Annotated in this window: 22 protein-coding genes and 1 tRNA gene; 6 read left to right on the top strand and 17 right to left on the bottom strand. The window is 60.1% G+C overall.

The window, feature by feature from the left end; translation table 11 throughout:
• Positions 1-31: 31 nt before the first annotated feature.
• The 5 genes from FJD34_RS07300 to FJD34_RS07280 are packed head-to-tail and all read right to left on the bottom strand — an operon-like array spanning position 32 to position 5,825.
• Complete coding sequence (locus FJD34_RS07300) at positions 32-1,543, bottom strand: sugar ABC transporter ATP-binding protein (RefSeq protein WP_050593450.1); 1,512 nt, start codon at positions 1,541-1,543, stop codon at positions 32-34.
• Between the two features lie 30 nt (positions 1,544-1,573).
• Positions 1,574-2,533, bottom strand: coding sequence for an amidohydrolase family protein (locus FJD34_RS07295; protein ID WP_223232743.1), 960 nt, complete (start codon positions 2,531-2,533; stop codon positions 1,574-1,576).
• A complete protein-coding gene (locus FJD34_RS07290; protein WP_032863422.1) occupies positions 2,530-3,456 on the bottom strand; it encodes a YncE family protein in 927 nt (308 codons plus the stop codon). The genes FJD34_RS07295 and FJD34_RS07290 overlap by 4 nt, the downstream gene beginning before the upstream one ends.
• Before the next feature lie 26 nt (positions 3,457-3,482).
• Positions 3,483-4,766: an MFS transporter gene (locus tag FJD34_RS07285; RefSeq protein WP_090291725.1), complete on the bottom strand. Its 1,284-nt coding sequence runs from the start codon at positions 4,764-4,766 to the stop codon at positions 3,483-3,485.
• Between the two features lie 54 nt (positions 4,767-4,820).
• Complete coding sequence (locus tag FJD34_RS07280; protein ID WP_065943590.1) at positions 4,821-5,825, bottom strand: 4-hydroxythreonine-4-phosphate dehydrogenase PdxA; 1,005 nt, start codon at positions 5,823-5,825, stop codon at positions 4,821-4,823.
• A gap of 234 nt (positions 5,826-6,059) precedes the next feature.
• Here FJD34_RS07280 and FJD34_RS07275 point away from each other — a divergent pair, with 234 nt between their 5' ends.
• Complete coding sequence (locus tag FJD34_RS07275; protein ID WP_032863425.1) at positions 6,060-7,019, top strand: LysR family transcriptional regulator; 960 nt, start codon at positions 6,060-6,062, stop codon at positions 7,017-7,019.
• Here FJD34_RS07275 and FJD34_RS07270 read toward each other — a convergent pair.
• Positions 6,967-8,046: an alpha/beta hydrolase family protein gene (locus FJD34_RS07270; protein ID WP_090291727.1), complete on the bottom strand. Its 1,080-nt coding sequence runs from the start codon at positions 8,044-8,046 to the stop codon at positions 6,967-6,969. The genes FJD34_RS07275 and FJD34_RS07270 overlap by 53 nt on opposite strands.
• Before the next feature lie 192 nt (positions 8,047-8,238).
• On the opposite strand from FJD34_RS07270, the gene FJD34_RS07265 reads away from it, so the two are divergent.
• A complete protein-coding gene (locus tag FJD34_RS07265) occupies positions 8,239-8,613 on the top strand; it encodes a c-type cytochrome (RefSeq protein ID WP_090291729.1) in 375 nt (124 codons plus the stop codon).
• Positions 8,614-8,848: 235 nt separating this feature from the next.
• Here the strand turns inward: FJD34_RS07265 and FJD34_RS07260 are convergent.
• A tRNA-Ser gene (locus FJD34_RS07260) sits at positions 8,849-8,938 on the bottom strand.
• Between the two features lie 333 nt (positions 8,939-9,271).
• Here FJD34_RS07260 and FJD34_RS07255 point away from each other — a divergent pair.
• From FJD34_RS07255 to FJD34_RS07245, 3 genes are all read left to right on the top strand, one after another.
• Positions 9,272-9,961 carry a crotonase/enoyl-CoA hydratase family protein gene (locus tag FJD34_RS07255; protein ID WP_032863624.1) on the top strand — a complete coding sequence of 230 codons (690 nt, stop codon included), beginning with the start codon at positions 9,272-9,274 and terminating at the stop codon, positions 9,959-9,961.
• A 217-nt stretch (positions 9,962-10,178) separates the two neighbouring features.
• Positions 10,179-10,901 carry a lysophospholipid acyltransferase family protein gene (locus FJD34_RS07250; protein ID WP_032863622.1) on the top strand — a complete coding sequence of 241 codons (723 nt, stop codon included), beginning with the start codon at positions 10,179-10,181 and terminating at the stop codon, positions 10,899-10,901.
• 114 nt (positions 10,902-11,015) lie between these two features.
• Positions 11,016-11,987 (top strand): magnesium and cobalt transport protein CorA, encoded by a 972-nt coding sequence (locus tag FJD34_RS07245; RefSeq protein WP_032863620.1) that lies wholly within the window; start codon positions 11,016-11,018, stop codon positions 11,985-11,987.
• 13 nt (positions 11,988-12,000) lie between these two features.
• Here the strand turns inward: FJD34_RS07245 and FJD34_RS07240 are convergent, their stop codons facing one another.
• From FJD34_RS07240 to FJD34_RS07230, 3 genes are all read right to left on the bottom strand, one after another.
• Complete coding sequence (locus FJD34_RS07240; protein ID WP_032863618.1) at positions 12,001-12,723, bottom strand: amidotransferase; 723 nt, start codon at positions 12,721-12,723, stop codon at positions 12,001-12,003.
• 97 nt (positions 12,724-12,820) lie between these two features.
• Positions 12,821-14,965: a 3-hydroxyacyl-CoA dehydrogenase NAD-binding domain-containing protein gene (locus FJD34_RS07235; protein WP_090291731.1), complete on the bottom strand. Its 2,145-nt coding sequence runs from the start codon at positions 14,963-14,965 to the stop codon at positions 12,821-12,823.
• Positions 14,966-14,981: 16 nt separating this feature from the next.
• Entirely contained in the window at positions 14,982-16,187 is a 1,206-nt protein-coding gene (locus FJD34_RS07230) for an acetyl-CoA C-acetyltransferase (protein WP_090291733.1), read from the bottom strand.
• A 685-nt stretch (positions 16,188-16,872) separates the two neighbouring features.
• Between FJD34_RS07230 and FJD34_RS07225 the strand changes: the two genes are divergently transcribed.
• Positions 16,873-17,685: a cytochrome c gene (locus FJD34_RS07225; RefSeq protein WP_174553289.1), complete on the top strand. Its 813-nt coding sequence runs from the start codon at positions 16,873-16,875 to the stop codon at positions 17,683-17,685.
• Positions 17,686-17,743: 58 nt separating this feature from the next.
• Here FJD34_RS07225 and FJD34_RS07220 read toward each other — a convergent pair whose 3' ends face one another.
• The 7 genes from FJD34_RS07220 to FJD34_RS07190 form a co-directional block, all read right to left on the bottom strand.
• Positions 17,744-18,547, bottom strand: a complete 804-nt coding sequence (locus FJD34_RS07220; RefSeq protein ID WP_032863613.1) for a transglutaminase family protein — start codon at positions 18,545-18,547, stop codon at positions 17,744-17,746.
• Positions 18,544-19,494, bottom strand: coding sequence for an alpha-E domain-containing protein (locus FJD34_RS07215; protein WP_032863611.1), 951 nt, complete (start codon positions 19,492-19,494; stop codon positions 18,544-18,546). The genes FJD34_RS07220 and FJD34_RS07215 overlap by 4 nt, the downstream gene beginning before the upstream one ends.
• 4 nt (positions 19,495-19,498) lie before the next feature.
• Positions 19,499-20,908 carry a circularly permuted type 2 ATP-grasp protein gene (locus FJD34_RS07210; RefSeq protein ID WP_032863609.1) on the bottom strand — a complete coding sequence of 470 codons (1,410 nt, stop codon included), beginning with the start codon at positions 20,906-20,908 and terminating at the stop codon, positions 19,499-19,501.
• Between the two features lie 462 nt (positions 20,909-21,370).
• On the bottom strand, positions 21,371-21,712 hold the full coding sequence (locus FJD34_RS07205) for a ribonuclease E inhibitor RraB (RefSeq protein ID WP_032863607.1): 342 nt from the start codon (positions 21,710-21,712) through the stop codon (positions 21,371-21,373).
• A gap of 212 nt (positions 21,713-21,924) precedes the next feature.
• Complete coding sequence (locus FJD34_RS07200) at positions 21,925-22,161, bottom strand: hypothetical protein (protein WP_082445681.1); 237 nt, start codon at positions 22,159-22,161, stop codon at positions 21,925-21,927.
• Positions 22,162-22,263: 102 nt separating this feature from the next.
• Positions 22,264-22,872 carry an START domain-containing protein gene (locus tag FJD34_RS07195; RefSeq protein ID WP_032863603.1) on the bottom strand — a complete coding sequence of 203 codons (609 nt, stop codon included), beginning with the start codon at positions 22,870-22,872 and terminating at the stop codon, positions 22,264-22,266.
• Between the two features lie 41 nt (positions 22,873-22,913).
• Positions 22,914-23,168, bottom strand: a complete 255-nt coding sequence (locus tag FJD34_RS07190; RefSeq protein WP_032863601.1) for a YkgJ family cysteine cluster protein — start codon at positions 23,166-23,168, stop codon at positions 22,914-22,916.
• Position 23,169: the final 1 nt, after the last annotated feature.

Below are 23,169 nucleotides of genomic sequence, written 5' to 3'. Positions count from 1 at the left end.
TTATCGATAAAGTTCAATGGAATAGAGGGGTTCAGGCAGCATCGCTGGCCGAAGCGCGGTGTAACAGGCTGCTGAGCGACAGGTCCTCCTTGCCCAGGGTCGCCACCACAGTCGAGCGGCTGAACACCAGGGCACGGTGGGCGATGTTGGCCACCTCCTCGAAATCGGTGGAGATCAACAACACCGCCAGGCCGCGCTCCAAGGCGCGTTGCACCAGCCGGTAGATATCGGCCTTGGCTCCCACGTCGACACCGGCGGTGGGCTCTTCGAGGATCAGCAGGCGCCCGGTGATCTCCAACCAACGGGCCATCACCACTTTTTGCTGATTGCCACCGCTCAGGGTTTCCACCGCACATTCAGTGGCATTGGGCCGTACATCGAATTGCCGGACCAACGCCTCGGCCTGGCGCCGCTCAGCCTGCGGCGAGATCCAGCCCAGCAGCCCTTTGCCGCTGGCCAATGGGTTGAGAAACAGGTTCTCGCGCACCGACAACGGCATTGGCAGCGACTCACCACAACGGTCCCCCGCCACCAACCCCAAGCCTTGGCGCATGGCCTGGGCCGCCGAATGCGTGCGCAACCGCGCACCGTCGAGCAGCACCTCGCCAGCGTCTATCGCCAGCAAACCGAACAAGGCCCGGCCGACGCGCTCCTGCCCAGCGCCACGCAGCCCGGCCAGGGCCAGGATTTCCCCGGCGTGCAGGTCAAAGGACAGACCGCTGACCCCGCCGCACGCCATATCACGCACCTGCAACAGCAACGGGCCGTGACTGCAGGGTGCCGCCTGGTAGAGTTGTTCGGGTTCACGCCCGACAATCTGGCGCACCAGATCCTGGGGGTCGGTTTGGGCGATGGCCTTGCGGCACACCAGCCGACCATCGCGCATCACCGCCACCTGATCGGCCACCCGGAAAATCTCATCCAGGCGATGGGACACATAGATCATGCCCACGCCTTGCACCTGCAAGCGCTTGAGCACCACAAACAGCCGCTCGGCGTCGTCGGCGGGCAGGCTCGCGGTGGGCTCATCCAGCACCAGCAGGCGCGCGTCCACCGCCAGCGCACGGGCAATGGCGACCAGGGATTTCTGGGTGCGCTCCAGCTCACCCACCGGGGTATCCGGGTCAATGCTGTCGTCAACCAGGGCCAGGGCTTCACGGGCCTTGCGCCGTACTTGCCGCCAGTCGATCAGGCCGCCGCGACGGGCAAAACCACAGGTAAAGGCAATGTTTTCGGCAGCACTCAGAGAGTCGATCAACCCCAAATCCTGATGGATAAAGGCGATGCCCTTGCGGTCGGCCTCGGTTTCGATGGGGTGGCCGTCAAATAGAATCCGCCCGCTGTCGAGACGATGCACACCGGCCAGGAGCTTGATCAATGTCGACTTGCCCGCGCCGTTTTCCCCCAGCAGCGCCAGCACGCTGCCGGCCTCGACTTCAAGGCTTACGTGATTGACGGCCAAGGTACCGCCAAAGCTTTTGCAGACATTTTCAAAGTGCAGCAACGGCACTGCGCCGCGCTGGCCAGGTTCGAGAGTATTCATGGATTGCACCGTCATTATTGTTATTCGGGACTACAGCGTGATGCGGTAGACCTGCTGCGCGTTGCGCCAGAAAAACCCTTCGCGCTGCACTGCGTCGTAGCCATCCAACAGGGCATCCATGGCCTGCACCAAAGCGTCATAACCAATGCGCAAACCAGCCACCGGGAAATTACTGGCGAACAGGCAGCGCTCAATACCAAACAGGGCCAGGGTTTCGCGAACCACTGCGCGGTTGCCTTCCATCGTCCAGGGTTGGTCGCGCAACCCCAGTTCGGAAACCTTTACCCAGACGTTGGGTTGGGCCGCCAATGCCTGCATCCCTCGCCGCCAACCGGCCAGGCCGCTCTCACTGCGGTCCCACGGGAAGCCCATGTGGTTGAGCACGATGGTCAATCCCGGAAACATCGCGGCCACCTGTGCCGCCTCTTCCAAATGCCAGTAAGGCACACGTAAATCCCAGGACAGCCCATGCCGCTCCAGCAGCGCCAGGCCTCTGAGCCACTGCTCGTCCTGCAGGCTGCCCGACAAGCCGCGCACAGTGTCCGACTGGTGTGGCGTGGCAGCGGTGAGCGGCTTGCTGCGGATACCTCGCACCAGTGGAAACTCCAGATGCTGTCCCAGAATGTCGGCGCAGTTATCAGCATGCAGCCAGGCATGGGCCACCACCGCATTCGGGAACCCGTAGCGGGCATATTGCTCATGCACCCAACGGGTCTCCCCCACTTGATCGCTGCGCTCGTGCTCGGCCTCGCAATGCACAGTGGCCAACACCCGGTGCGCAGCGCTGTCGGCCAGGTAATCCGGCGCCCGGTAATGCCGGCGCAAAGGCTGATAGTCACCGAGGAAAAACCCCGGGTCCGGCGCCCCTTGCAGCCACGGGTAACGACCGCAATCCAGGTCCCAGAGGTGATGGTGTGCGTCGATCAGGGTGATCGGTGCAGCCCCGTTCATCTCAAGGCCCAGGCGTTCGTGCAGGCAGAGGCTGCTCACCGCACGATGACCTGGGAGACATCCGGCTCCAGCAGGGTTTCGAAGTAACGCTCGAAGGTCCAGGTATTAAGGTCGAGCATGCCCACGCGCTGGTCCTTGAGGGTGACAAACGCCAGGTCTCGCGTGGGGTGCAGGCTCATGGCAATGGCAGTGCTGTCCAACTCGACACGGCGGATTTGCTCCAACTGCGGGCTGAATACCGAGAGCGATTGTTCGCCGTAATTGGTCACATAAAGCCGGTCCTGGCGGTCGCGGTAGATCCGAGTCGGGTCCGCACCGGTACGCCCACGATGGGTCACTTTCAGGGTCTCGACGTCGACCGCGACGATGCTGTTATCGCCACGCGTGGTCACGTACAACGTGCGCTCGTCACGGCTGAAGCAATTGCCTTCCGGCTGGCTGCCCGGCTGCATGGGCAGCGGCGCAATCGTCGGATCCTGGGGCTTGAGCCGGGTGATGGTGTTGCTCAACAGGTTGAGGGCAAACGCGGTCTCTCCATTGCGAGTCATAGCCACCAGGTGGCTCTTGTAGCCGCCGGAAGGAATCGCCCGGTCCGGTACATCACGCAAGTGGGGCTGATCGAAGATCAGCAAGGTCGAGTTGCCTTCGCTGAGCACGTAGAGGCGGTCCTGATCATCCATCGCCAGGCCATGGGGGCGGCGGAACGGCCAGATGCTCAGAGTGCGTACATGCTCGGCGCGCTCAAGGTCGATGACGAACACCGAGCAACCGCCCTCGCCTTCGTGGCTGGAAGTTTCGATGCCGTAATGGCCGACGTAGGCAAAGCGGTTTTTCGAGTCCACCACAAACTCGTGCGGGAACTCCGGCAACCGGATGTGCTTGAGCACCGCCCCCGTCTGCACGTCATAGAAACTGAAGGTATGGGCGCATTTTTGCACCAGCAAGAGCACTTCCTGATTCATGGTTCGATTCCTCTTCAAGGTAAGTCTTAGGCCTGTTCGCACTTGCGTGGCAAGGTCATGGCGAGCACCGCCGCCAGCACCACCGATAGGGCCAGGCTGTAGACGCCGATGCTTTGGGAGTATTGGCTGATCAGTACGCCGACGATGTACGGCCCGCAAAACCCGCCGAGGTTGCCCAGGGCATTGATCAGGCCACGAGCACCGCCAGCCGCTTCAGCGCTGAAAATTTTCGCCGGGATGGTCCAGAAAATCCCCGCTGCCGCTTGCAGGAAGAACCCGCAGCCCACCAGCGCGGCAAAAGACAGCCAGATCTGCTCACGCAGGATCACCGACAACGTCAGGCACAGCGCCAGGCCAGTCAGGGGCACGGCAATAAATGCCCGGCGCTTGCCGCTGCGATCCGACAGGTTGGAGAACATCAGCATGCCGAACATCGCAGCGATATAAGGCAGGGTCGCCAGCATGCCCACCTTGCCCATGCCGCTCTGGGTCAGTTCCTTGACGATGCTCGGCAGCCACAGGGTGTAGCCATAGATACCGGCCTGGTAGAAGAAGTTGAGGGCGATCAGATGCCATAGGGTCTTGTCAGCCATGACCTCGGACAACGAGGCGTTTTTCACGGCCTTGGCGGCAATGGCTTTCTGTTCTTCGGCCAGGGTGGTGATCAAGTAATCGCGCTCACGCTCACTGATCCACTTGGCCTCTTGCGGTCGGTCGCTGATGGTCAGCATCCACAACACCATCACCACCGCCGACAACAGGCCTTCGATGATGAACAGCATCCGCCAGTCCAGGGCCGCAATAATCCAGCCGGATAACGGCGCGGTGATGATGCCGGCCAATGGCACGAACATGATCACAATCGCGTTGGCCCGCCCGCGCTCCTTGTCGGGGAACCAGTTGCTGATCATGGTCAACACCACCGGCAACATACCGCCCTCGGCCACCCCCAGGGCAAAACGCAGGAACAGCAATTGATAGTGGTTGGTGACAAAGCCCGTGAGGATCGAAATCACCGCCCAGGCCAGCAGCGACCAGCCGATGAAGCGTTTGCCACTGCCATGTACCGCCAACTTGCCGCCGGGCACTTGCAGGAACAGGTAGCCGACAAAAAAGATACCGCCCGCCAGGCCCACCATACTGGCAGAAACACCCAGTTCGTCAGCCATGCCACCGGGCATGGCGAAGGCGATATTGATGCGGTCCATGTAAGACATGATGCAGGTGATGACAATCGGTGGAATCACCCGTAGCCAACGAAGATCGACAACGGGCGGACTCTGGGTAGTCGCCGGGGAGCTGGTTTGCATATCTTGATTCCCACTTATTATTTTTTTTGTGGAAGCGCTTGAGTACTTGGGTTGCTAGCGCCGGTTGAGGCCCATGCGGCAAGCGATTTCGAAAGCCTGGCGCATCGCGCCGACGTTGGCCTTGCCCTGCCCAGCGATATCAAACGCGGTACCGTGGGCCGGCGTGGTGATCGGGATCGGCAGGCCGCCCTGCACCGTGACGCCACGGGAAAAGCCCATCAACTTGATCGCGATCTGGCCCTGGTCGTGGTACATGGTGACCACCGCATCGAAGGCATTGGCATCACCCTGGACCTTGAGGAAGATCGTGTCGGCCGGGTACGGGCCATCGGCATCGATCCCCAGGACCTGGGCGGACTTGACTGCCGGGCCGATGATGTCCAACTCCTCACGACCAAAACTGCCGTTGTCACCGTTGTGCGGGTTGAGCCCGCAGACGCCGATGCGCGGCTGCGGCAAACCGCTGCGCTTGAGTGCCGTGTCGATCAACTGGATGGCCTGCACCACCCGTTCCTGGCTCAGCAAGCCTGGCACCTGGGCCAGCGCCACGTGGGATGTCACCCGGGAAGTCCAGAGGTTGTCGAGTACGTTGAATTCGCAGAACGGCCCGTCAAAATCCAACAGCTCGGCAAACCAGTGCAACTCGTCGCTATGCTCCATCCCGGCCATGTGCAGGGAGGTTTTGTTCAGCGGACCAAACAGCAGGGCATCGGTGGTGCCTTGCTGGGTCAGGCGCAGGCCTGTTTGCAGGGTGTCGAGGCTGTAGCGGCCACCGTTGGCGCTGGCCTGGGCATAGACAAAGTCACGACTGGCATCGCCTCGGAAGGGGTAGAACAGCGGCGTATCGTCGCTGAACACCAGGTCATCCAGAGAGTCGATGGTGCGGTAGGGAAACGACAGGCCGGCGATCGCCATACCACGCAGCATTTGCGCTTCATCGGCAATCAACAGCACATTGGCCTGGGCGCGGACAACAGGGTCAGCCAGCAACCGGGCCACCAGCTCGGGGCCGATACCGGCGGGGTCGCCCAGGACCATGGCAATGCGGGGTGCGGTCATGCGGGATTCCTCTTAAAACGGCGTGCATTGTTGTTCTTGTATAGGGGCGCAGTTACAAAAGATATCGCCCGTTGGATGGCATGAACTATCAACGCTACGAGTGATAACCGTCCAATCAAAGGTGATGATAGGGCGATACACTGAGGTTATCGCCAGACGCCCCCACTTCCCCCTTGGCAAGCCTGCACAATTCTTGTAACTCTGGGTGCTCTCCTCCTGACCCGAGTCTTGTCCATGAGCCGAATTCCCGAAGCGCACCTGATCCACAGCCGCCTGCGCCTGAGGCAATTGCGCTTGATGCTGGCTCTGGATGAATTGGGCTCATTGCGCAGGGCCGCCGATGAAATCGGCATGACCCAACCCGCCGCCACCAAGATGCTGCACGAGGCCGAAAACCTGCTGGGGGTCGAGTTGTTCGAGCGCATGTCCCGTGGGATGCGGGCCACGCCGTTTGGCGAAACGGTGATTTACTACGCCAGGATGGTGTTCGCCGAGCTGTCAGGCATGCGTGAAGAACTGGCCGCGCTGGAATCCGGCAACCTGGGCCGGGTGACCATCGGCGCGATTCCGGCACTGGCGTCCGGGTTGCTGACCCGCACTATTGCCACCCTCAAACAGAGTCATCCTCGCCTCTCGATGAGCATCCAGGTAGACACCAGCGACGTGCTGGTCCAGGCCCTGTTGCAGGACCAGTTGGACGTGGTTTTAGGGCGTATCCCGCCTGGCGCCCGCGCCGATGAATTGCTCTTCGACAGCCTCGGCGAGGAAGCCCTGTGCGTGATCGTCGGCGCCCAACACCCGTTGGCCAGCGCCACGGCCCAGGACCTGAGCTGGGGCCAACTGCAAGGCATGACCTGGGTCTTGCAGCAACACCCCAGCCCGATGCGCTCGATCATCAACCAGGCGTTCTACAACGCTCAACTCGACATCCCGAGCAGCATCGTCGAAACCACCTCGATCATGACCCTGCTGTCACTGATCCAGCAGACCGACATGTTGGGCGTCACACCGTTGTCGGTGGTCAATGAATACCCCGGCAAACACCTGCTGGCCGTACTGCCGATCGAGTTTGAACCGCGCCTGCCGCCGTATGGCTTGATTACCCGGCGGCATCGGATCAAGTCGTCAGCCATGCAGGCATTTATGGGGTCGGTGAGGACTGTGTATGAGCAACAGGTTCAGGAGACGGATTGACTTGCCCCAGAAACTCGACGATCAGGGAGGCCGTCTGCTGCTGGATCACCTCACGCGGTCGCGCGCCGTCGCCATCCCGGCAGATCATGCCGTCGCCTGGCGAGCTCTCTTCGATCAGCGCCTCGCCGCCTGACTTGCAGATCGCCATGAAGCTGAAGTGAGTCGCGTCGCTGATCTCGACATAACGCGTCGATGCCGAGGGCAGGCGCTTGGCCAAATCAGCCGATTCCAACTCGGCGGGAAGCTCCGTTGAGGGCACGCCCGCAGCAATCACCAGCGTCGGCACCGGCAACGCCGCGAGGCTGGCATCGGTAAACCCACGGGACAGGCCCAGGTCCAGTGACACAATGACGCTGACGCGCTGATCACGCAAATCCGCCGCCAACTGCGCCTGCGCAGCCGCAGTACTGGCGGGGTTCATCTGCTGGTAGACCGCGCAAGGGGCCAACTGCGAGTGAACCTTGCAGTCCTGGGCGTAACGCTCTGGGTCGAAACGTGCGCCGGCGACTTCCAGCGCCGTCCAACCGCCGAGTGAATGACCTACCACCGCAATTCGATGATCAGCGACTGCCCCAAACTGTTTGGGCTGCGCGATCACCCCATCAATCGCCCGACGGATATCGACCGGCCGCTGCCACAACTGCGCGGCCGCCTCCGGCCGACGGTCCTTGCTGGTCGTACCAGGATGATTGACCGCCGCCACGATAAAACCCTGATGCGCCAGGGCACTGGCCAGCCACACCTGGTTGCCCCAATTACCGCCGAAGCCATGGGAAAGCACCACCAATGGATGCTTGCCGATAGACGGCGGCGCATTGCGCACGGCTGGCGCGCCGATGAATACGGCGTTATCGGCGATCAATTCGGGCGTGGCGGTGGTGGCGCTGGGGTACCAGACGACCATCTCCAATGGGCGCTCGTTGCTTGGGTCTGCCAGGGTGGAAGTCTGGAAGCCAATGGCGTTATTACTGGCAAGTGCGGGGGTGGTTACACAGATCAGAAGCAGAGCGCCGAGGGATGCTTTCAATGGATCTTCCTTGATTGGACCAACTGAGTGAGCGTTGGAATATAACGGAACAGATTCACTGCGTATTCCCATATCACGTGCTTGCAGGCGCCGAAAAATCAAAAACCACCGATTTTATCTAGCCGAATCATGGGGTTGTGTTGTAAAAAATCCTCGACTCAGACCCGATTCAAACAACAAGACCCTATAAAAATGAAAATACTGCTCATCGCTTCGCTGGGATTGCTATCGCTCATTCAACCTTCACTGTCCGTTGCGGATAATGCCAATGGAAAAAACCTCTATTTGCAAAGATGCGCCATGTGCCACGGAACAGATATCAAAGGAACCGGGCCATTGGCGAATAAAAGCAATCCCCCTACGCCAAACCTTACAACAACCGCCTTCAAGAAACGGCTGGGTGATTATCCGGGCGTTATTGTCTCATCGATAATACTTCGTCCAAATGGAGACTTGATTCCAAGAACCCTACGAGAGAATGGTGTGAAGTTGTCGCCACATTCTTGGAGCATTCAGGATCTACGCGATTTGAATCAATACATGAGCCGTGTGATTTCAAAAAGCTGATGAGGTTTAGAAAAGAGCAGCCTCTAAAAGGCTGCGTACCGGGATTCAAGGTTTATATAAGCGGCGATCAACATTGCTCTGAAAAGAGGGCAGATTTATGTTCTGTACTCTAAACGCCCGCCATTGATCGAGCGTAGACACACCGGCTGGCGCGGCGGAGGTATTTTCGCAGACACCAAAAACCACAAACCCCCGGATTTCTCTAGGAAAACCGGGGGTTTGTGTTTGTAGAATGTGGCGGTGAAGGAGAGATTCGAACTCTCGATACAGTTTCCTGTATACACACTTTCCAGGCGTGCTCCTTAAGCCACTCGGACACTTCACCGTATCTCGTCAAACTGATTCAGTCTGTCGAGGCGCGCTAATGTAGTCGAAAGCTTTTCTGATGGCAAAGGTTTTTTTCAGAATTTTCATGCGCTTAGCCAATTATCTCGACGTGCGTCGCTCTGGCACGGCGTGGAGGGCGGCGATTCTGCCATTCTCAAGGCGCGATGGCACAGGTCGATGGCAGCCGCCATGCCCTGCTGTAGCCTGCTTCAGGCCGGGTGTAGGGGAAAAGTCTGACCGCCCAGTCAGTCACGGCGCTTTACCGGGGCGGCCATGCTGGGTAACGTCTGCGGCCTGCCCTTCTATTAAACGTATTACAAGGAATCGCGTCATGAGTGAGTTGATTGCCTACCACCTCGAAGACGGTATCGCGACCCTGACCTTGAGCAACGGTAAGGTCAATGCCATTTCCCCTGCCGTGGTCAGTGCGTTTAATGAAGCGCTGGACCAGGCCGAGAAGGATCGGGCGGTGGTGATTATCACCGGTACGCCGGGGATTCTGTCCGGTGGTTATGATTTGAAAGTGATGACAGCCGGCCCTAAAGAGGCGGTCAGCCTGGTGACGTCGGGCTCGACCCTGGCGCGCCGTCTGTTGTCGCACCCGTTCCCGGTGATTGTGGCGTGCCCTGGGCATGCGGTGGCCAAGGGGGCGTTCCTGCTGTTGTCGGCCGATTACCGGATTGGTGTCGAGGGGCCGTTCAGTATTGGCCTGAATGAAGTGATGATCGGCATGACCATGCACCATGCCGGGATCGAGTTGGCGCGTGATCGCCTGCGCAAGTCGGCGTTTCATCGTTCGGTGATCAACGCCGAGATGTTCACCCCACAAGATGCCTTGAGTGCCGGTTTCCTCGACAAGGTGGTGGCACCTGAAGCGTTGCAGGCGGCGGCCCTGGAAGCGGCGCGGCAGTTGAAGAAGATCAATATGAACGCCCATAAGCACACCAAGCTGAAGGTGCGCAAAGCACTGCTGGAGCTGCTGGATAACGCGATCATCCAGGATCAGGAGCACTTGGGTTAACCACCCACGCCCCGCTCAATAAAAAAGCCCGACCTCGCGTCGGGCTTTTTCTTACACGGCATTTTGAATGGCCTTGCAGCCGCTCTAGATAGCATCTGTCGCCATCTGTTGAAACATGCACTTAAACATCGGCCATCTCCTACCTCTACTGGGGTAATTGCCGAATACAGTGCACGTCCGTACACTGCGCCACCTTTTGTCCCGATGGTCCGTGTCGATGCTTTATTTATTACGCATGTTATTGATGGGCCTGCATTTTCTGATCGCCGGTGTGCTCGGGGTGTTACTGGGCGTGTGCCGGCCCTTCAACCCGGACAACAGCCGCCTGTGCGCACGCCTGTATGCACTGCCGGCCATGTGGATCCTACGGCTGCGGGTCAAGGCGCAAGTGGACTCGCTGCGCAACAAGTCGAGCAGTTGCGTGATCATTGCCAACCACCAGTCCAACTATGATTTGTTCGTGTTCGGCAACGTGGTGCCCTATCGCACCGTATGTATCGGCAAGAAGAGCCTGAAGTGGGTGCCGCTGTTCGGGCAACTGTTCTGGCTGGCGGGCAATGTGCTGATTGATCGGGGCAATGCACAGAAGGCACGGCGGTCGATGCTGACCACCACCCATACCCTGCAACACGAAGACACCTCGATCTGGGTGTTTGTGGAAGGCACCCGCAACCTGGGTGAAGCCTTGCTGCCGTTCAAGAAGGGCGCGTTCCAGATGGCGATTGCCGCCGGGGTGCCGATTGTGCCGGTGTGCGTCAGTACTTATGTGAAGCAGATGAAGCTCAATCGCTGGGACAGTGGTGATATTTTGATCCGATCCTTGGCGCCGATTCCGACGGCTGGTTTGACGATGGATGACATGCCCGGGCTGATCGAGAAATGCCGCGGGCAGATGATCGAATGTATTGAAGCGATGGATCAAGAACTGCAAAAAACCTGAATGACAGGCGATGGCGATCTTGAGGACGCCATCGCCGGCAAGCCAGCTCCTACAATGTAGCGTTTCAGGCTAAGCTGGCCGGTTACTGCCACTTGTGAAGAAGCGATCAGCATTATGGGTAGAGTTGTTGCAGCAGCCGTCTACAGCGCCGGGAAAAAAGTCAGGGATATCACCCTCGATGAAGGCGCCGCCTGGGCGGCCAAGCCCGGTCACTTTGTGTGGATCGGCCTGGAAGAGCCCGACGCCCAGGAGTTGGCCAACCTGCAACGCCAGTTCAACCTGCATGAACTGGCCATCGAAGACGCCCTGGAAAAACACAGCCGGCCCAAGCTGGAAACCTTTGGCGACGCGCTGTTTATCGTGACCTATTCGCCGGTGCGCCATGAGGGCAAGCTGGAGTTTATCGAGACCCATATCTTCGCCGGTAACGGCTATATCATCACCGCCCGCAATGGCCACTCGGCGTCCTACGGGTATGTGCGCCAACGTTGTGAGGCGCGGCCACTGCTGCTGGAACACGGGGAAGATTTCGTACTCTATGCGCTGCTGGATTTTGTCACCGAAAACTACCAGCCGGTGAGCGAGGCGATTCATGCCGAGATCGATGCGCTGGAGCGCAGCGTGCTGTGCGACGCCCTCAATGAGCGGGATATCCAGAACCTGCATGGCCTGCGCCGCGATGTGCTGAGGCTGCGCCGGCATGTGGCGCCGATGGTGGAGATCAGCGAGGAATTGCAGAAGCTGAGCTTCCCGTTCATCGACAAGAACATGCGCCCGTATTTTCGCGATGTGCAGATCCATGTCACGCGGCAGATGGAAGACCTTTCCACCCTGCGCGACATCGCCAGCCAGACCATCGAGATCGGTGTGCTGCTGGAGGCCTCGCGCCAGAGCGTGGTGCAACGCAAGTTTGCCGCCTGGGCGGCGATCCTCGCGTTCCCCACGGCGGTGGCCGGGATCTACGGGATGAACTTCCAGAACATGCCGGAGCTGCAGTGGCACTACGGCTATTTTGCGGTGTTGGGGTTTATCGCGGTGGGGTGCACGGGGTTGTGGGCCAGCTTCAAGCGCTCGGGGTGGCTATAGCCGGCCCAACTGATCAGGCCACCTGCGGCTTGTGCGCCACGAACCGCATCATCCATTCCGCCACAGTCACGCCGTGGTGGTCGTGCGCCAGGCTGGCGACGCCACTTTGGTAGATCTGCTCGCCCAGGTTCTGCTGGCGAATGTCCAACAGTGCCCGCGAGTAATCGTGGATAAACTCGGGATGCCCCTGGAAGCACAGCACCTGGTCATTGATGTGATAAGCGGCAAACGGGCAGAAGTCGCTGGAGGCAATCACCGTGGCGTTTTGCGGCAAGGCCGTGACCTGATCCTGATGGCTGATCAACAGGGTCAGTTCTTCCACCACCGGGCTCATCCACGGCGCTTTGGCGGCCAGTTGGTAGTTGTGGATGCCCACGCCCCAGCCCTGGCTCGCCCGCTCGCTCTTGCCGCCCAGCAGCAGCGCCAGCAGTTGATGGCCGAAACAGATACCGAGCAACTTGTCGCCCCGCTCGTAGCGGTTCAGCAGATAGGCCCTGAGGGTTTCGATCCACGGGTCGGTGGCAAAGGAGTCCGCTTTGCTGCCCGTTACCAGGTAGGCATCGAAGACTTCGCTGTCAGCCGGGTAGTCACCTTGCATCACGTTGTAGACGATGAACTCGGCGGCAATCGGCTGCTGTGAAAACAGGCGCTGGAACATCTGCCCGTAACCTTGATATTGATCGACCAGTTCCGGACGCAGGATATCGGTTTCCAGAATGCAGACGCGTAGCGACATAAAAAATACCTGACACGGTGATGGGAATAACGCACACCCACCAGCCTGCCCTGAAATACCCTTTCAAGGCAAGCCCCAGCCGTGTCCGGTCGGGTGGCTAGAACGTAGCGCCCTGGGCGGCCTTTTCCAGCAGCAAGGCTGGCGGGTTGAACCGCTCGCCGTACTGCTCGGCCAGGTAACGCGCCCGCGCCACGAAGTCGTTGAGCCCGTACTGGTTGATAAATTGCAGCGCCCCGCCGGTCCAGGCCGCAAAACCGATACCGAAGATCGAACCCACGTTGGCATCGGCGGTGGACATCAATACGCCCTCCTCCACACAGCGCACAGTCTCGATGGCCTGGATAAACAGCAGGCGGTCGCGCACATCCTGCGCCGAGATCCGCTGCCCGGGCCTTTCAAAGCGCGCCTTGAGCTCAGGCCACAAATGCTTCTGCCCACCGCTGGGGTACTCGTAGAAACCACCGCCCGCCGCCTTGCCGGGACGCTTGTATTCATTGAGCAGCAGGTCGATCACCGCAAACGCCGGGTGTTCCGGCAGTGTTTTACCTTCGGCTTGTAGGTCCTTGGCGGTCTGCTGACGGATATGGCTCATCAGGCTGAGGGAAACTTCGTCCGAGATCGCCAGCGGGCCAATCGGCATCCCGGCCTTGCGCGCCTCGGTTTCGATCATCGGCGCGGCCACACCTTCGCCGAGCAGGGTAATGCCTTCGTTGGTGAAGGTGCCGAACACCCGTGAGGTGAAGAAGCCGCGACTGTCATTCACCACAATCGGGGTTTTCTTGATTTGCAGTACGAAATCAAAACCGCGAGCCAGGGTTTCGTCGCTGGTGTTGGCGCCCTTGATGATTTCCACCAGGGGCATTTTTTCCACCGGGCTAAAGAAGTGCAAGCCGATGAATTTACCTTGATCGGGCACCGCGCTCGCCAGGCCGCTGATAGGCAAGGTGGACGTATTGGAAGCAATCACCGCGTCAGCCCCTACTACACGCTGGGCCGCAGCCGAGACCTTGGCCTTGAGGTCGCGGTCTTCGAAGACGGCTTCGATGATCAGGTCGCAACCGGCCAGGTCGGCGTCGCTGTCTGTAGGACGGATCCGCGCCAGGGTACTGTCGCGCTGCTCGACCGTCAGCTGCCCACGGCTGACCTTCTTGTCCAGCAGCGCTGCCGAGTGGGCCTTGCCCTTCTCTGCCGCCGCCAGCGTGACGTCCTTGAGCACTACGTCCACTCCCGCCGATGCGCTGGCGTAGGCAATCCCCGCCCCCATCATGCCAGCCCCAAGGATGCCGACCTTGCGCGTGACATACGGCGCAAACCCTGTAGGGCGTGAGCCACCGGCGTTGATTTCGTTGAGCTGGAACCAGAAGGTGCCGATCATGTTCTTCGCCACCTGGCCGGTGGTGAGCTCGGTGAAGTAGCGAGTCTCGATCAGGTGTGCGGTGTCGAAGTCCACCTGGGCGCCTTCCACGGCAGCACAGAGGATTTTCTCCGGCGCGGGGAAGCAACCATTGGTTTTGCTGCGCAGGATCGATGGCGCAATGGCGAGCATTTGCGCGACTTTCGGGTTGGACGGTGTGCCACCCGGGATCTGGTGGCCCTTGATATCCCAAGGCTGTTTAGCCGCAGGATTGGCCAGGATCCAGGCCCGGGACTTGGCCAGCAACTCATCGCGATCCGCCGCCAACTCGTCGATCAGACCGGCCTGTAGGGCCTTTTGCGCGCTGACCTTCTTGCCTTCCAGCAGGTACGGCAAGGCCTTCTCCAGGCCCAGCATGCGCACCATCCGCACCACCCCGCCGCCGCCCGGCAAGAGGCCGAGGGTGACTTCCGGCAAGCCGATCTGCACCGAGGGATGATCCAGCGCCACACGATGCTGGCACGCCAGGCACAGCTCCCAGCCACCGCCGAGCGCCGCGCCGTTGATCGCCGCCACCACCGGCTTGCCGAGGGTTTCCAGGCTGCGCAGTTGCGCCTTCAGGCCCAGGACCATGTCGTAGAACGCCTTGGCGTGGGGCTTGTCGACTTTGATCAGTTCATTGAGGTCGCCGCCGGCAAAGAAAGTTTTTTTCGCCGAAGTGATAATGACCCCGGCAATCTCATCCTTTTCCGCGTCCAGGCGCGCGACAGTGGTGGCCATGGCCTCGCGGTAGGCCGCGTTCATGGTGTTGGCACTCTGGCCGGGCATGTCGAGGGTCAGCACCACGATCTGGTCCTGGCCTTTTTCGTAACGAATGGCGTCGGTCATGACAAATTCCTTAGGCTCAGAGGCGTTCGATAATGGTGGCGATACCCATGCCGCCGCCCACACAGAGCGTGGCCAGGCCGTAGCGCTGCTGGCGCACTTCCAGTTCGTCGAGCAAGGTGCCGAGGATCGCGCACCCCGTGGCCCCCAGCGGGTGGCCCATGGCAATCGAACCACCATTGACGTTGACCCGGTCGGCATCGATGCCCATGTCCTTGATGAACTTGAGTACCACCGAGGCAAAGGCTTCGTTGACCTCGAACAGGTCGATGTCCTCGACCCGCAGGCCGGCCTTGGCCAGGGCCTTGCGGGTAGCAGGCGCGGGGCCGGTGAGCATGATCGTCGGGTCGGTGCTGGTCACAGCCGTGGCGACAATGCGCGCGCGCGGTTGCAGGCCCAGTTCACGACCCCGAGCTTCGGAGCCGATCAACATCAAGGCCGCGCCATCGACGATCCCGGAGCTGTTACCCGGTGTATGGACATGGTGAATGCGCTCGACATGGCTATAGACCCGCAAGGCCGTGGCATCGAAGCCCATCTGGCCCATCATTTCGAAGCTGGGTTTGAGTTTGCCCAGGCCTTCAAGCGTCGAGTCGCCACGGATGAATTCGTCGTGATCGAGCAGCACGATACCGTTCTGGTCCTGCACCGGGATCAGCGATTTCTTGAAGGAACCATCTGATCTGGCCCGTGCCGCTTTCTGCTGGGAGTGCAAGGCAAAAGCATCGACATCGTCGCGACTGAAACCTTCCAGGGTGGCGATCAGGTCGGCGCCAATCCCCTGGGGCGTGAAGTGGCTATGCATATTGGTTTGCGGGTCCAGCACCCAGGCCCCGCCGTCGCTGCCCATGGGCACGCGGGACATGGACTCGACACCGCCGACCACCACCAGATCCTCGAAGCCGGAGCGCACTTTCATCGCACCGAGATTGACCGCTTCCAGGCCCGACGCACAGAAGCGATTGACCTGCACGCCGGCGACGCTGACGTCCCAGTCGGCCACCAGCGCGGCGGTCTTGGCGATATCCGCGCCCTGGTCCCCGACCGGGGTGACGCAGCCGAGCACGATGTCATCGACCAGGCGCGTATCCAGGTCGCTGCGCTGCTGCAGGGCGGTGAGCAAGCCGGCCAACAGGTCCACCGGCTTGACGCTGTGCAACGCGCCATCAGCCTTGCCTTTGCCCCGGGGCGTACGTATCGCATCAAAGATCAAAGCTTGGGTCATGACGTCCTCGAACCACTGTGCAATGGAGCTCTCAAGGGGAGAGCCGACCGTGCCCTTACCTTAAGCGCCACGAGGGCAGATTCAATGACCGATACGCTCATTGGCCTTGACGACCACGCTCAGACGAACGGTAAGAGGCTACCGGAAACCCCTGATTAATCGTTTTAGCTGTCTAGCCAAGGGGCTGGCGCGGAGATGGCCACATGCCTCATACCTTTTTAAACAGATTTCAATCTAACTTGATATGAAAGCGATCTAAGCCACGCCCGACAGGGGCTCTAAGGTTGAATCAGTAAGAAGTGTATGAAGCTGCTGCCGGGTCTTGCTGGAGCAGCTGTAAGAAAAATGCCATCTAGCCGGCTTAACGTAGGAAATGATGGTGCTGGTATCGGCGCATTTGACGCTCAGGAATAACAACAAAAGGCAGTCAGCCATGTTCAAACAATCGAAAGTTCGCCAGGCGGGGCTTATTCTCTTCGCCACCACACTGATTCTGATTCTGCCCAACCTGACCAAGATCATTGGTTGAACGGGCCGATCACAGCGAAACATTGCAGTCTTTGACAGCTCCGCCCGGGAAACCGCGTACCGCGTCCCCGTGGCCGGGGCTGTCTTTTTGCCTACAGTCTAGTGGCCGTTTTCCGGTATCGTGGGCCCGCATCGTCACTGCGAAATGGGCTTCTCCTTGAAACAGATTATCGTCCTGCTGATGCTGATCCTGGCCTACCCCGTCAGCGCGGCCCAGTTGACCATCGAGCTGGATCACAACCGCACGACCTGGCAAACCGCCGACCTGCTCCAGCATCCGGCGGCGCAGGTAGTACAGATCGTCGATGATGTTTCCTACAAGCGCAATATGACGTATCGCGCAGTCCCAATGGCCGCACTCCTACCGGGCCTGGTAGCGCAGAACCATGTGCAGGCGGTGGCACTCGATGGTTTCGCCGCCGAACTGGCCGTCGCGCCGCTGCTTGCGCAAAGCGGCGCACAGGCGTGGCTGGCGGTGGAGGATCCGGCTCATCCGTGGCCCCCGCTGGCCGCTGGCAAACCCAGTGCCGGCCCGTTCTATCTGGTGTGGACCCAGCCCCAGGCAAGCGGGATCAGCCCGGAACAGTGGCCATTCCAGGTCTCTAAGATCAGACAGCTGAAAACCGTCGCCGAACGCTTCCCGGTGCTGCTGCCGGACCCTGCGCTGGCGGTGGATGATCCGGTCAACCTGGGGTTCGCCCTGTTCCAGAAGAACTGCCTGGCCTGCCATCGCCTCAACGGCGCGGGTGACGCACAGGTAGGGCCGGACCTGAATGTGCCCTACAGCCCGACCGAGTATTTTGGCGGCGACTTCCTCAAGCGTTATATCCGTGATCCCCAAAGCCTGAGGCACTGGCCACAGGCGAAGATGCCGGCGTTTGCCACCAGCGTGCTGCCTGATGCCGACCTGGACCTGCTGGTGGGGTATTTGAAGCATATGGCCGCTCGCAAAACCGACGCGGCCTTGTAGGAACCAGCTTGGCGGCGATGGCGATCTTTCGGGCCTTATCGCCGGCAGGTGTGATGGGTTATTGCTGCTGCACCAGAATCACCGGGGTCGGCGCCACGAACACCCGGGCATGCATCTGCTCATGCCCACCGCCACGGCGCATGCCGCGCACCGGGCACGCGTCCAGGTAATCCAGGCCCACCGCCAGTTTCAAATGCCGCTCCGGGCGGGCCAGTTGGTTAGTCACATCGAAGCTGTACCAGGCGTCATCCAGCCAGGCTTCGGCCCAGGCGTGACTGGCCAGGTGTTCGCTGTCCTCGCTGTACAAATACCCCGACACATACCGCGTCGCGATCCCCAGGCTGCGCGCGCAGGCCAGGAAGGCGTGGGCGTGATCCTGGCAAACGCCGGCACGCCCGGCGAACGCCTCGGCCGCACAGGTCTCCACCTGCGTGGCACCCGGCACGTACTCGATATGCTGGTTGAGCGCGTGCATCAGGTCGATCAGGGCATTGCGATCCCGACGCTTGCCGCAGTGCTGCTGTGCAAAGGCGCGCAGGGCCTCGTCCGGTTCGGTCAGGCGCGTGCAACGCTGGAAGGGAAATGGTGACTGGCTGTCATGTTCAGCCTCCCGCCACTCGTCAATGTCCACCTGGCCACGGGCACCGATGATGATCGATTCATGGGGTTCATCCATGGTCAGCACATGCAGGATATTGCCGAACGGGTCCAACTGGGCCCGTACCGGACGCGGTAAATCCAGCTGCCAACTGAGCACATGCTGGCGTTCGCTGTCGTGGGGAGTCAGGCGCAGGTACTGGATGCTGGCGCGCACCTGGTCTTCATAGCGGTAGGTGGTTTCGTGGCTGATGGAAAGTCTCATGCCGCCTCCAGGTAGGAATGGTGAATAGCGTTACCCAACTGGCGGACCAGCGGGATGAAGTCGGTCAGCCAGGCGTGCAGGCCTTCTTCAAGGATTTCGTCAATGGCGGTAAAGCGCAGGCGCGCATCCATCTCGGCGGCCAGGCGCTGCGCCGGGCGGCCGTTGATGCCGGGCAGGCTGGCGAGGATCTGGTCGATTTCTTCGCTGCATGCCCGTAAGGAGCGCGGCACATCGGCGCGCAGCAGCAACAGTTCGGCCACCTGGCGCGCGCCGGGCGCATCACGATAGATCTCGGTATAGGCCTCGAAAGACGACAGCGCCCGCAGCAGCGCACTCCACTGGTAATAGGCGTGGGCGGTGCCATCAATCACGACTTCGGCCTGGTCACCGGCCATCTCGTAGCGGGCATCCAACAGGCGCAGGGTGTTGTCGGCCCTTTCGATGAAGGTGCCCAGGCGAATAAAACGAAAGGCGTCATTGCGCATGATGGTGCCGTAAGTGGCACCGCGAAACAGGTGGGAGCGTTCCTTGACCCACTCGCAGAAGCGGCTCATGCCATAACGGCTCAAGCCTTCCTGGGCGATGACACGAATATCCAGCCAAGTGGCGTTGATGTTTTCCCACATGTCTGCAGTAATTCGCCCACGCACGGCATGGGCACTGGCGCGGGCGGCGCCCAGGCAGCTGTAGATGCTTGCCGGGTTGGCCGCGTCCAGGGCGAAGAAGTGCAACAGGCGCTCGGCATGCAGCTCGCCATGGCGCTCATGGTAGTCATCCAGGGTGCCGGTGATCAGCAGCGGCATGGCCAGTTCGTGCAGGCCATCGCCGCGCCCATCCTGGGGCATCAGCGACAGTGAATAGCTGACATCGAGCATGCGCGCGAGGTTTTCCGCGCGCTCCAGGTAGCGCGACATCCAATACAAATCCGAGGCAGTTCTACTCAACATGGTTTCACTCCTCGACCACCCAGGTGTCTTTAGTGCCGCCGCCCTGTGATGAGTTGACCACCAACGAGCCTTCGCGCAACGCCACACGGGTCAACCCGCCCGGCACTACACGGGTTTCCTTGCCGGACAGGACAAACGGCCGTAGGTCGATATGCCGGGGCGCAATGCCGTTTTCGACAAAGGTCGGGCACGTCGACAGACACAAGGTCGGTTGGGCAATGTAGGCATGGGGCTTGGCCTTGATCCGCGCACGAAAGGCTTCGATCTCGGCGGCCGTGGCTGCCGGACCGACCAGCATGCCGTAGCCACCGGAACCCTGGGTCTCCTTGACCACCAGCTCCGGCAGATTCGCCAGCACATGGGACAGCTCGTCAGGCTTGCGGCACTGGAACGTCGGAACGTTCTTCAGGATTGGCTCTTCATCCAGGTAAAAACGGATCATGTCAGTGACGAAGGGATACACCGACTTATCATCCGCCACCCCGGTGCCGATGGCATTGGCCAGCACCACGTTGCCCGACCGATAGGCGGCCAACAGGCCCGGCACGCCGAGCATCGACTCCGGGTTGAAGGCCAACGGGTCGAGGTAGGCATCGTCGAGGCGACGGTAGATAACGTCCACCGCCTTCGGCCCATCGGTGGTGCGCATGAATACGCGGTCGTCACGCACGAACAGATCGGCACCCTCCACCAGCTCCACGCCCATTTCCCGGGCGAGGAACGCATGCTCGAAAAACGCGCTGTTGAAGCGCCCGGGCGTCAGCACCACCACGCTGGGGTTGTCCAGCGGGCTGGAGCTTTTCAGGGTGTCGAGCAACAGGTTGGGGTAATGATCGATCGGTGCGATGCGCTGGGCGGCGAACAGTTCGGGGAACAGGCGCATCATCATCTTGCGGTCTTCGAGCATGTAGCTCACACCGCTGGGAGTGCGCAGGTTGTCTTCCAGCACGTAGTACGTGCCGTCGCCATCGCGTACGAGGTCCACACCCGAGACGTGGGAATAGATATCCCGGTGCAGGTCCAGGCCCTGCATCGCAAGCTGGTATTGCTCGTTGGCCAGCACTTGCTCGGCTGGAATAATCCCGGCCTTGATAATGCGCTGGTCGTGATACAGGTCGGCAAGGAACAGGTTCAACGCCTTGACCCGCTGAATACAGCCACGCTCCACAACGCGCCATTCACTGGCGGGAATGCTGCGCGGAATGGTGTCGAAGGGAATCAGGCGCTCGGTGCCCTGCTCGTCGCCGTACAGGGTGAAGGTGATACCGGCGCGGTGAAACAGCAAATCGGCTTCACGCCGACGCTGAGCCAGCAGCTCGGCAGGGGTTTGATCCAGCCAGCGGGCAAACTCGCGATAGTGAGGCCGGACCTGGCCGGCCTCATCGTACATTTCATCGTAATAAGTGCGGATCATGCCGAACTCCTTGTCACCCGGACGCAACGGACAGTCGCAAGGCCCGTGCCAGCGGCATAAACACTTAAGTATCAACCAGTTAGATATAGTAAAAGGCCGAATCGCACCGTCCTGGTGCAGCAAACGCCCCTGCCTCGGCACACAAGCCTCAAAGAGACGCAGGCATTGCCTATCACCAGCATAGTCAGAGTTGATTTCACTGCCTGGCAAAGCCTGCGGATAATCGCACTCATCCGCTGAACAGGATTCGTCCTACAGCATCGCCCCATCACCGCCGGTAACTTGTTGGTGCAAGTACCGACCGGTTCCCCTTCTTTCCGGTCTTCCCTTTTGGCCACCCTGCTCGGGTGGCCTTTTTTTTGTGGAGGATTTTTCGCAATAAGTTCCAAGTACTTTGCCGCGCCACAAACAAAATCGGCCGACCCAAGGGTCAGCCGATACGCTGCTTTATTGATCATGTGTCTACATGGGTAACCCACGAACCTCGTGCTTGACGCCCCATCCCTCGATAATCCCGCCCAAGGGCTCGACTACCGCCTCAAAGTCCTGCTCAAAATCACCGATGCCATCATAGGTGGCGAACATCACCTTGCTCAGTTCCAGAAACCAGGCGCCGTCATCCCTTGCGCTGATCTGGGCATTGATGGATTCCCCACGAAACCGACCCGCAGCCCGACGCGCACGTTCCTCATCCGGGAAAATGGCGTAGAACTCGATGGGGTGAAAACGTGAGAAGTCGAAGCCGCCCTCTTTCATGCGGCGTAACACGTGGGTGCTGATGTCTTCTTGATAGGCTGTGCTCATGAAACGTCCTCCTCAAACCGATGGATAGACTTTCCGTGCTTCCCAAGGCCCACGCCTGAAAGGCGCAGCTATACGGCAATGACATCGCCGCAGGAAAACAAGCATGTAGCTGACAAGACCAGACCTTAGCGATTCATTCGCTGATCTCCCTTGCAGAGTAGCGCGAAGCTATCACCTCCACCAGCGGCGCTTTAAAGGCAGACAGGGAATATTCAGGCAGCGGGAGAAATATCGAGAATTTGAATGCTGTTCTGATCCTTCAGGCTTTTGACCGTGGGTTCGGCGATGCGCCCGTCCAGGTCATTGAGGTCCAGTTCGGCGGGGATGGGCAGCAATTTGGCGCGAATCATTTGCGCAGCGTCTTCAAGGCTAGGCTTTTGCGCGCAAGTGAACAGCTCTACGGACTGCTCGCCGTGATCATCAACGAAGGTAACTTGCCACTTTTGCATCAGTGCCTCCTCGATAAAGCCCATGGATGGGCTTACCTCTATCTGGACCTTGAAGGATCGGTGATCGTTCCACTCAAGACTGGAGGCACTGCTCGGCTGCGCTTAAGGCTTCTCGGCGAGATCTTTCAAGGCTTTCAAGGTGTTGAAGGGCGCTTCAACCACAAACTTGTTGGCCAACCAGGACGGCACGCTGCCACCTGGCTCGGTGTGGACCTGGTAAGTCACTTCGGTCTGGTCGGCGCCTTTGGGCACCAGTTTCCAGAAGCCTTCGACCTGGGCCACACGCACATAGCCTTTCTCTTCCGGCAGATAGGTCGGCACTTCCAGCAGCTTGCGGGTCACGCTACCGTCGGCGGCCTGGGTGGTGGTGATTTCCAGGATCGAGTCCCGATCGGTCACTGGGAACGGGGCCTTGAACTGGGTGTAGGTCCAGCTCTTGTCACCTTCCTTCTTCAGCAGTTTCTGCGACTTGCATTCGTGAATCCACTTGCAAGCACCGACGACATCGTCCTGCAATGCCTGGACCTTGGCCAATGGCGCCTTGATCACGGTAACGCCGCGATAAGCCTTGTATTTGGAGCCTGCCACTTCACTCAAGGCGACCTTGATACCTTCCTCGTCCTTGGCGACCTGCCATTCTTCTGCCTGTGCAGCAGCTGCAAACAACACCGTAAAACCGCACAACACAGCCATTCGTTTCAGCGAACCCATTGTTGTATTCCTTATTGTTGAAGTTCAGACATTAAAGCCCACTAAGCCGCCGTCATCTGTTCCCACCAGCCGATCAGCCTGATCGCTTCTTCCTGGCTGCTGCCACAGACTTCGATATCCGCCTCGAAGGCACCACACACCGCTGGCCGTTCCGGTTTGCCAAACAATTGGCACAATTGTTCGACCGACAGGTGCAGGCAGCGTTCGCCCGCGGGCTTGCCATTGGGCATACCGGGCAACGGCGAACTGATGGAAGGCGCGATACAGCAGGCGCCACAGCCTTCACGGCATTTCATG

This window comes from Pseudomonas brenneri (assembly GCF_007858285.1).
In the GTDB taxonomy this organism is placed as follows: Bacteria; Pseudomonadota; Gammaproteobacteria; order Pseudomonadales; family Pseudomonadaceae; genus Aquipseudomonas; species Aquipseudomonas brenneri.
This window is presented reverse-complemented; position numbering and strand designations above follow the sequence as displayed.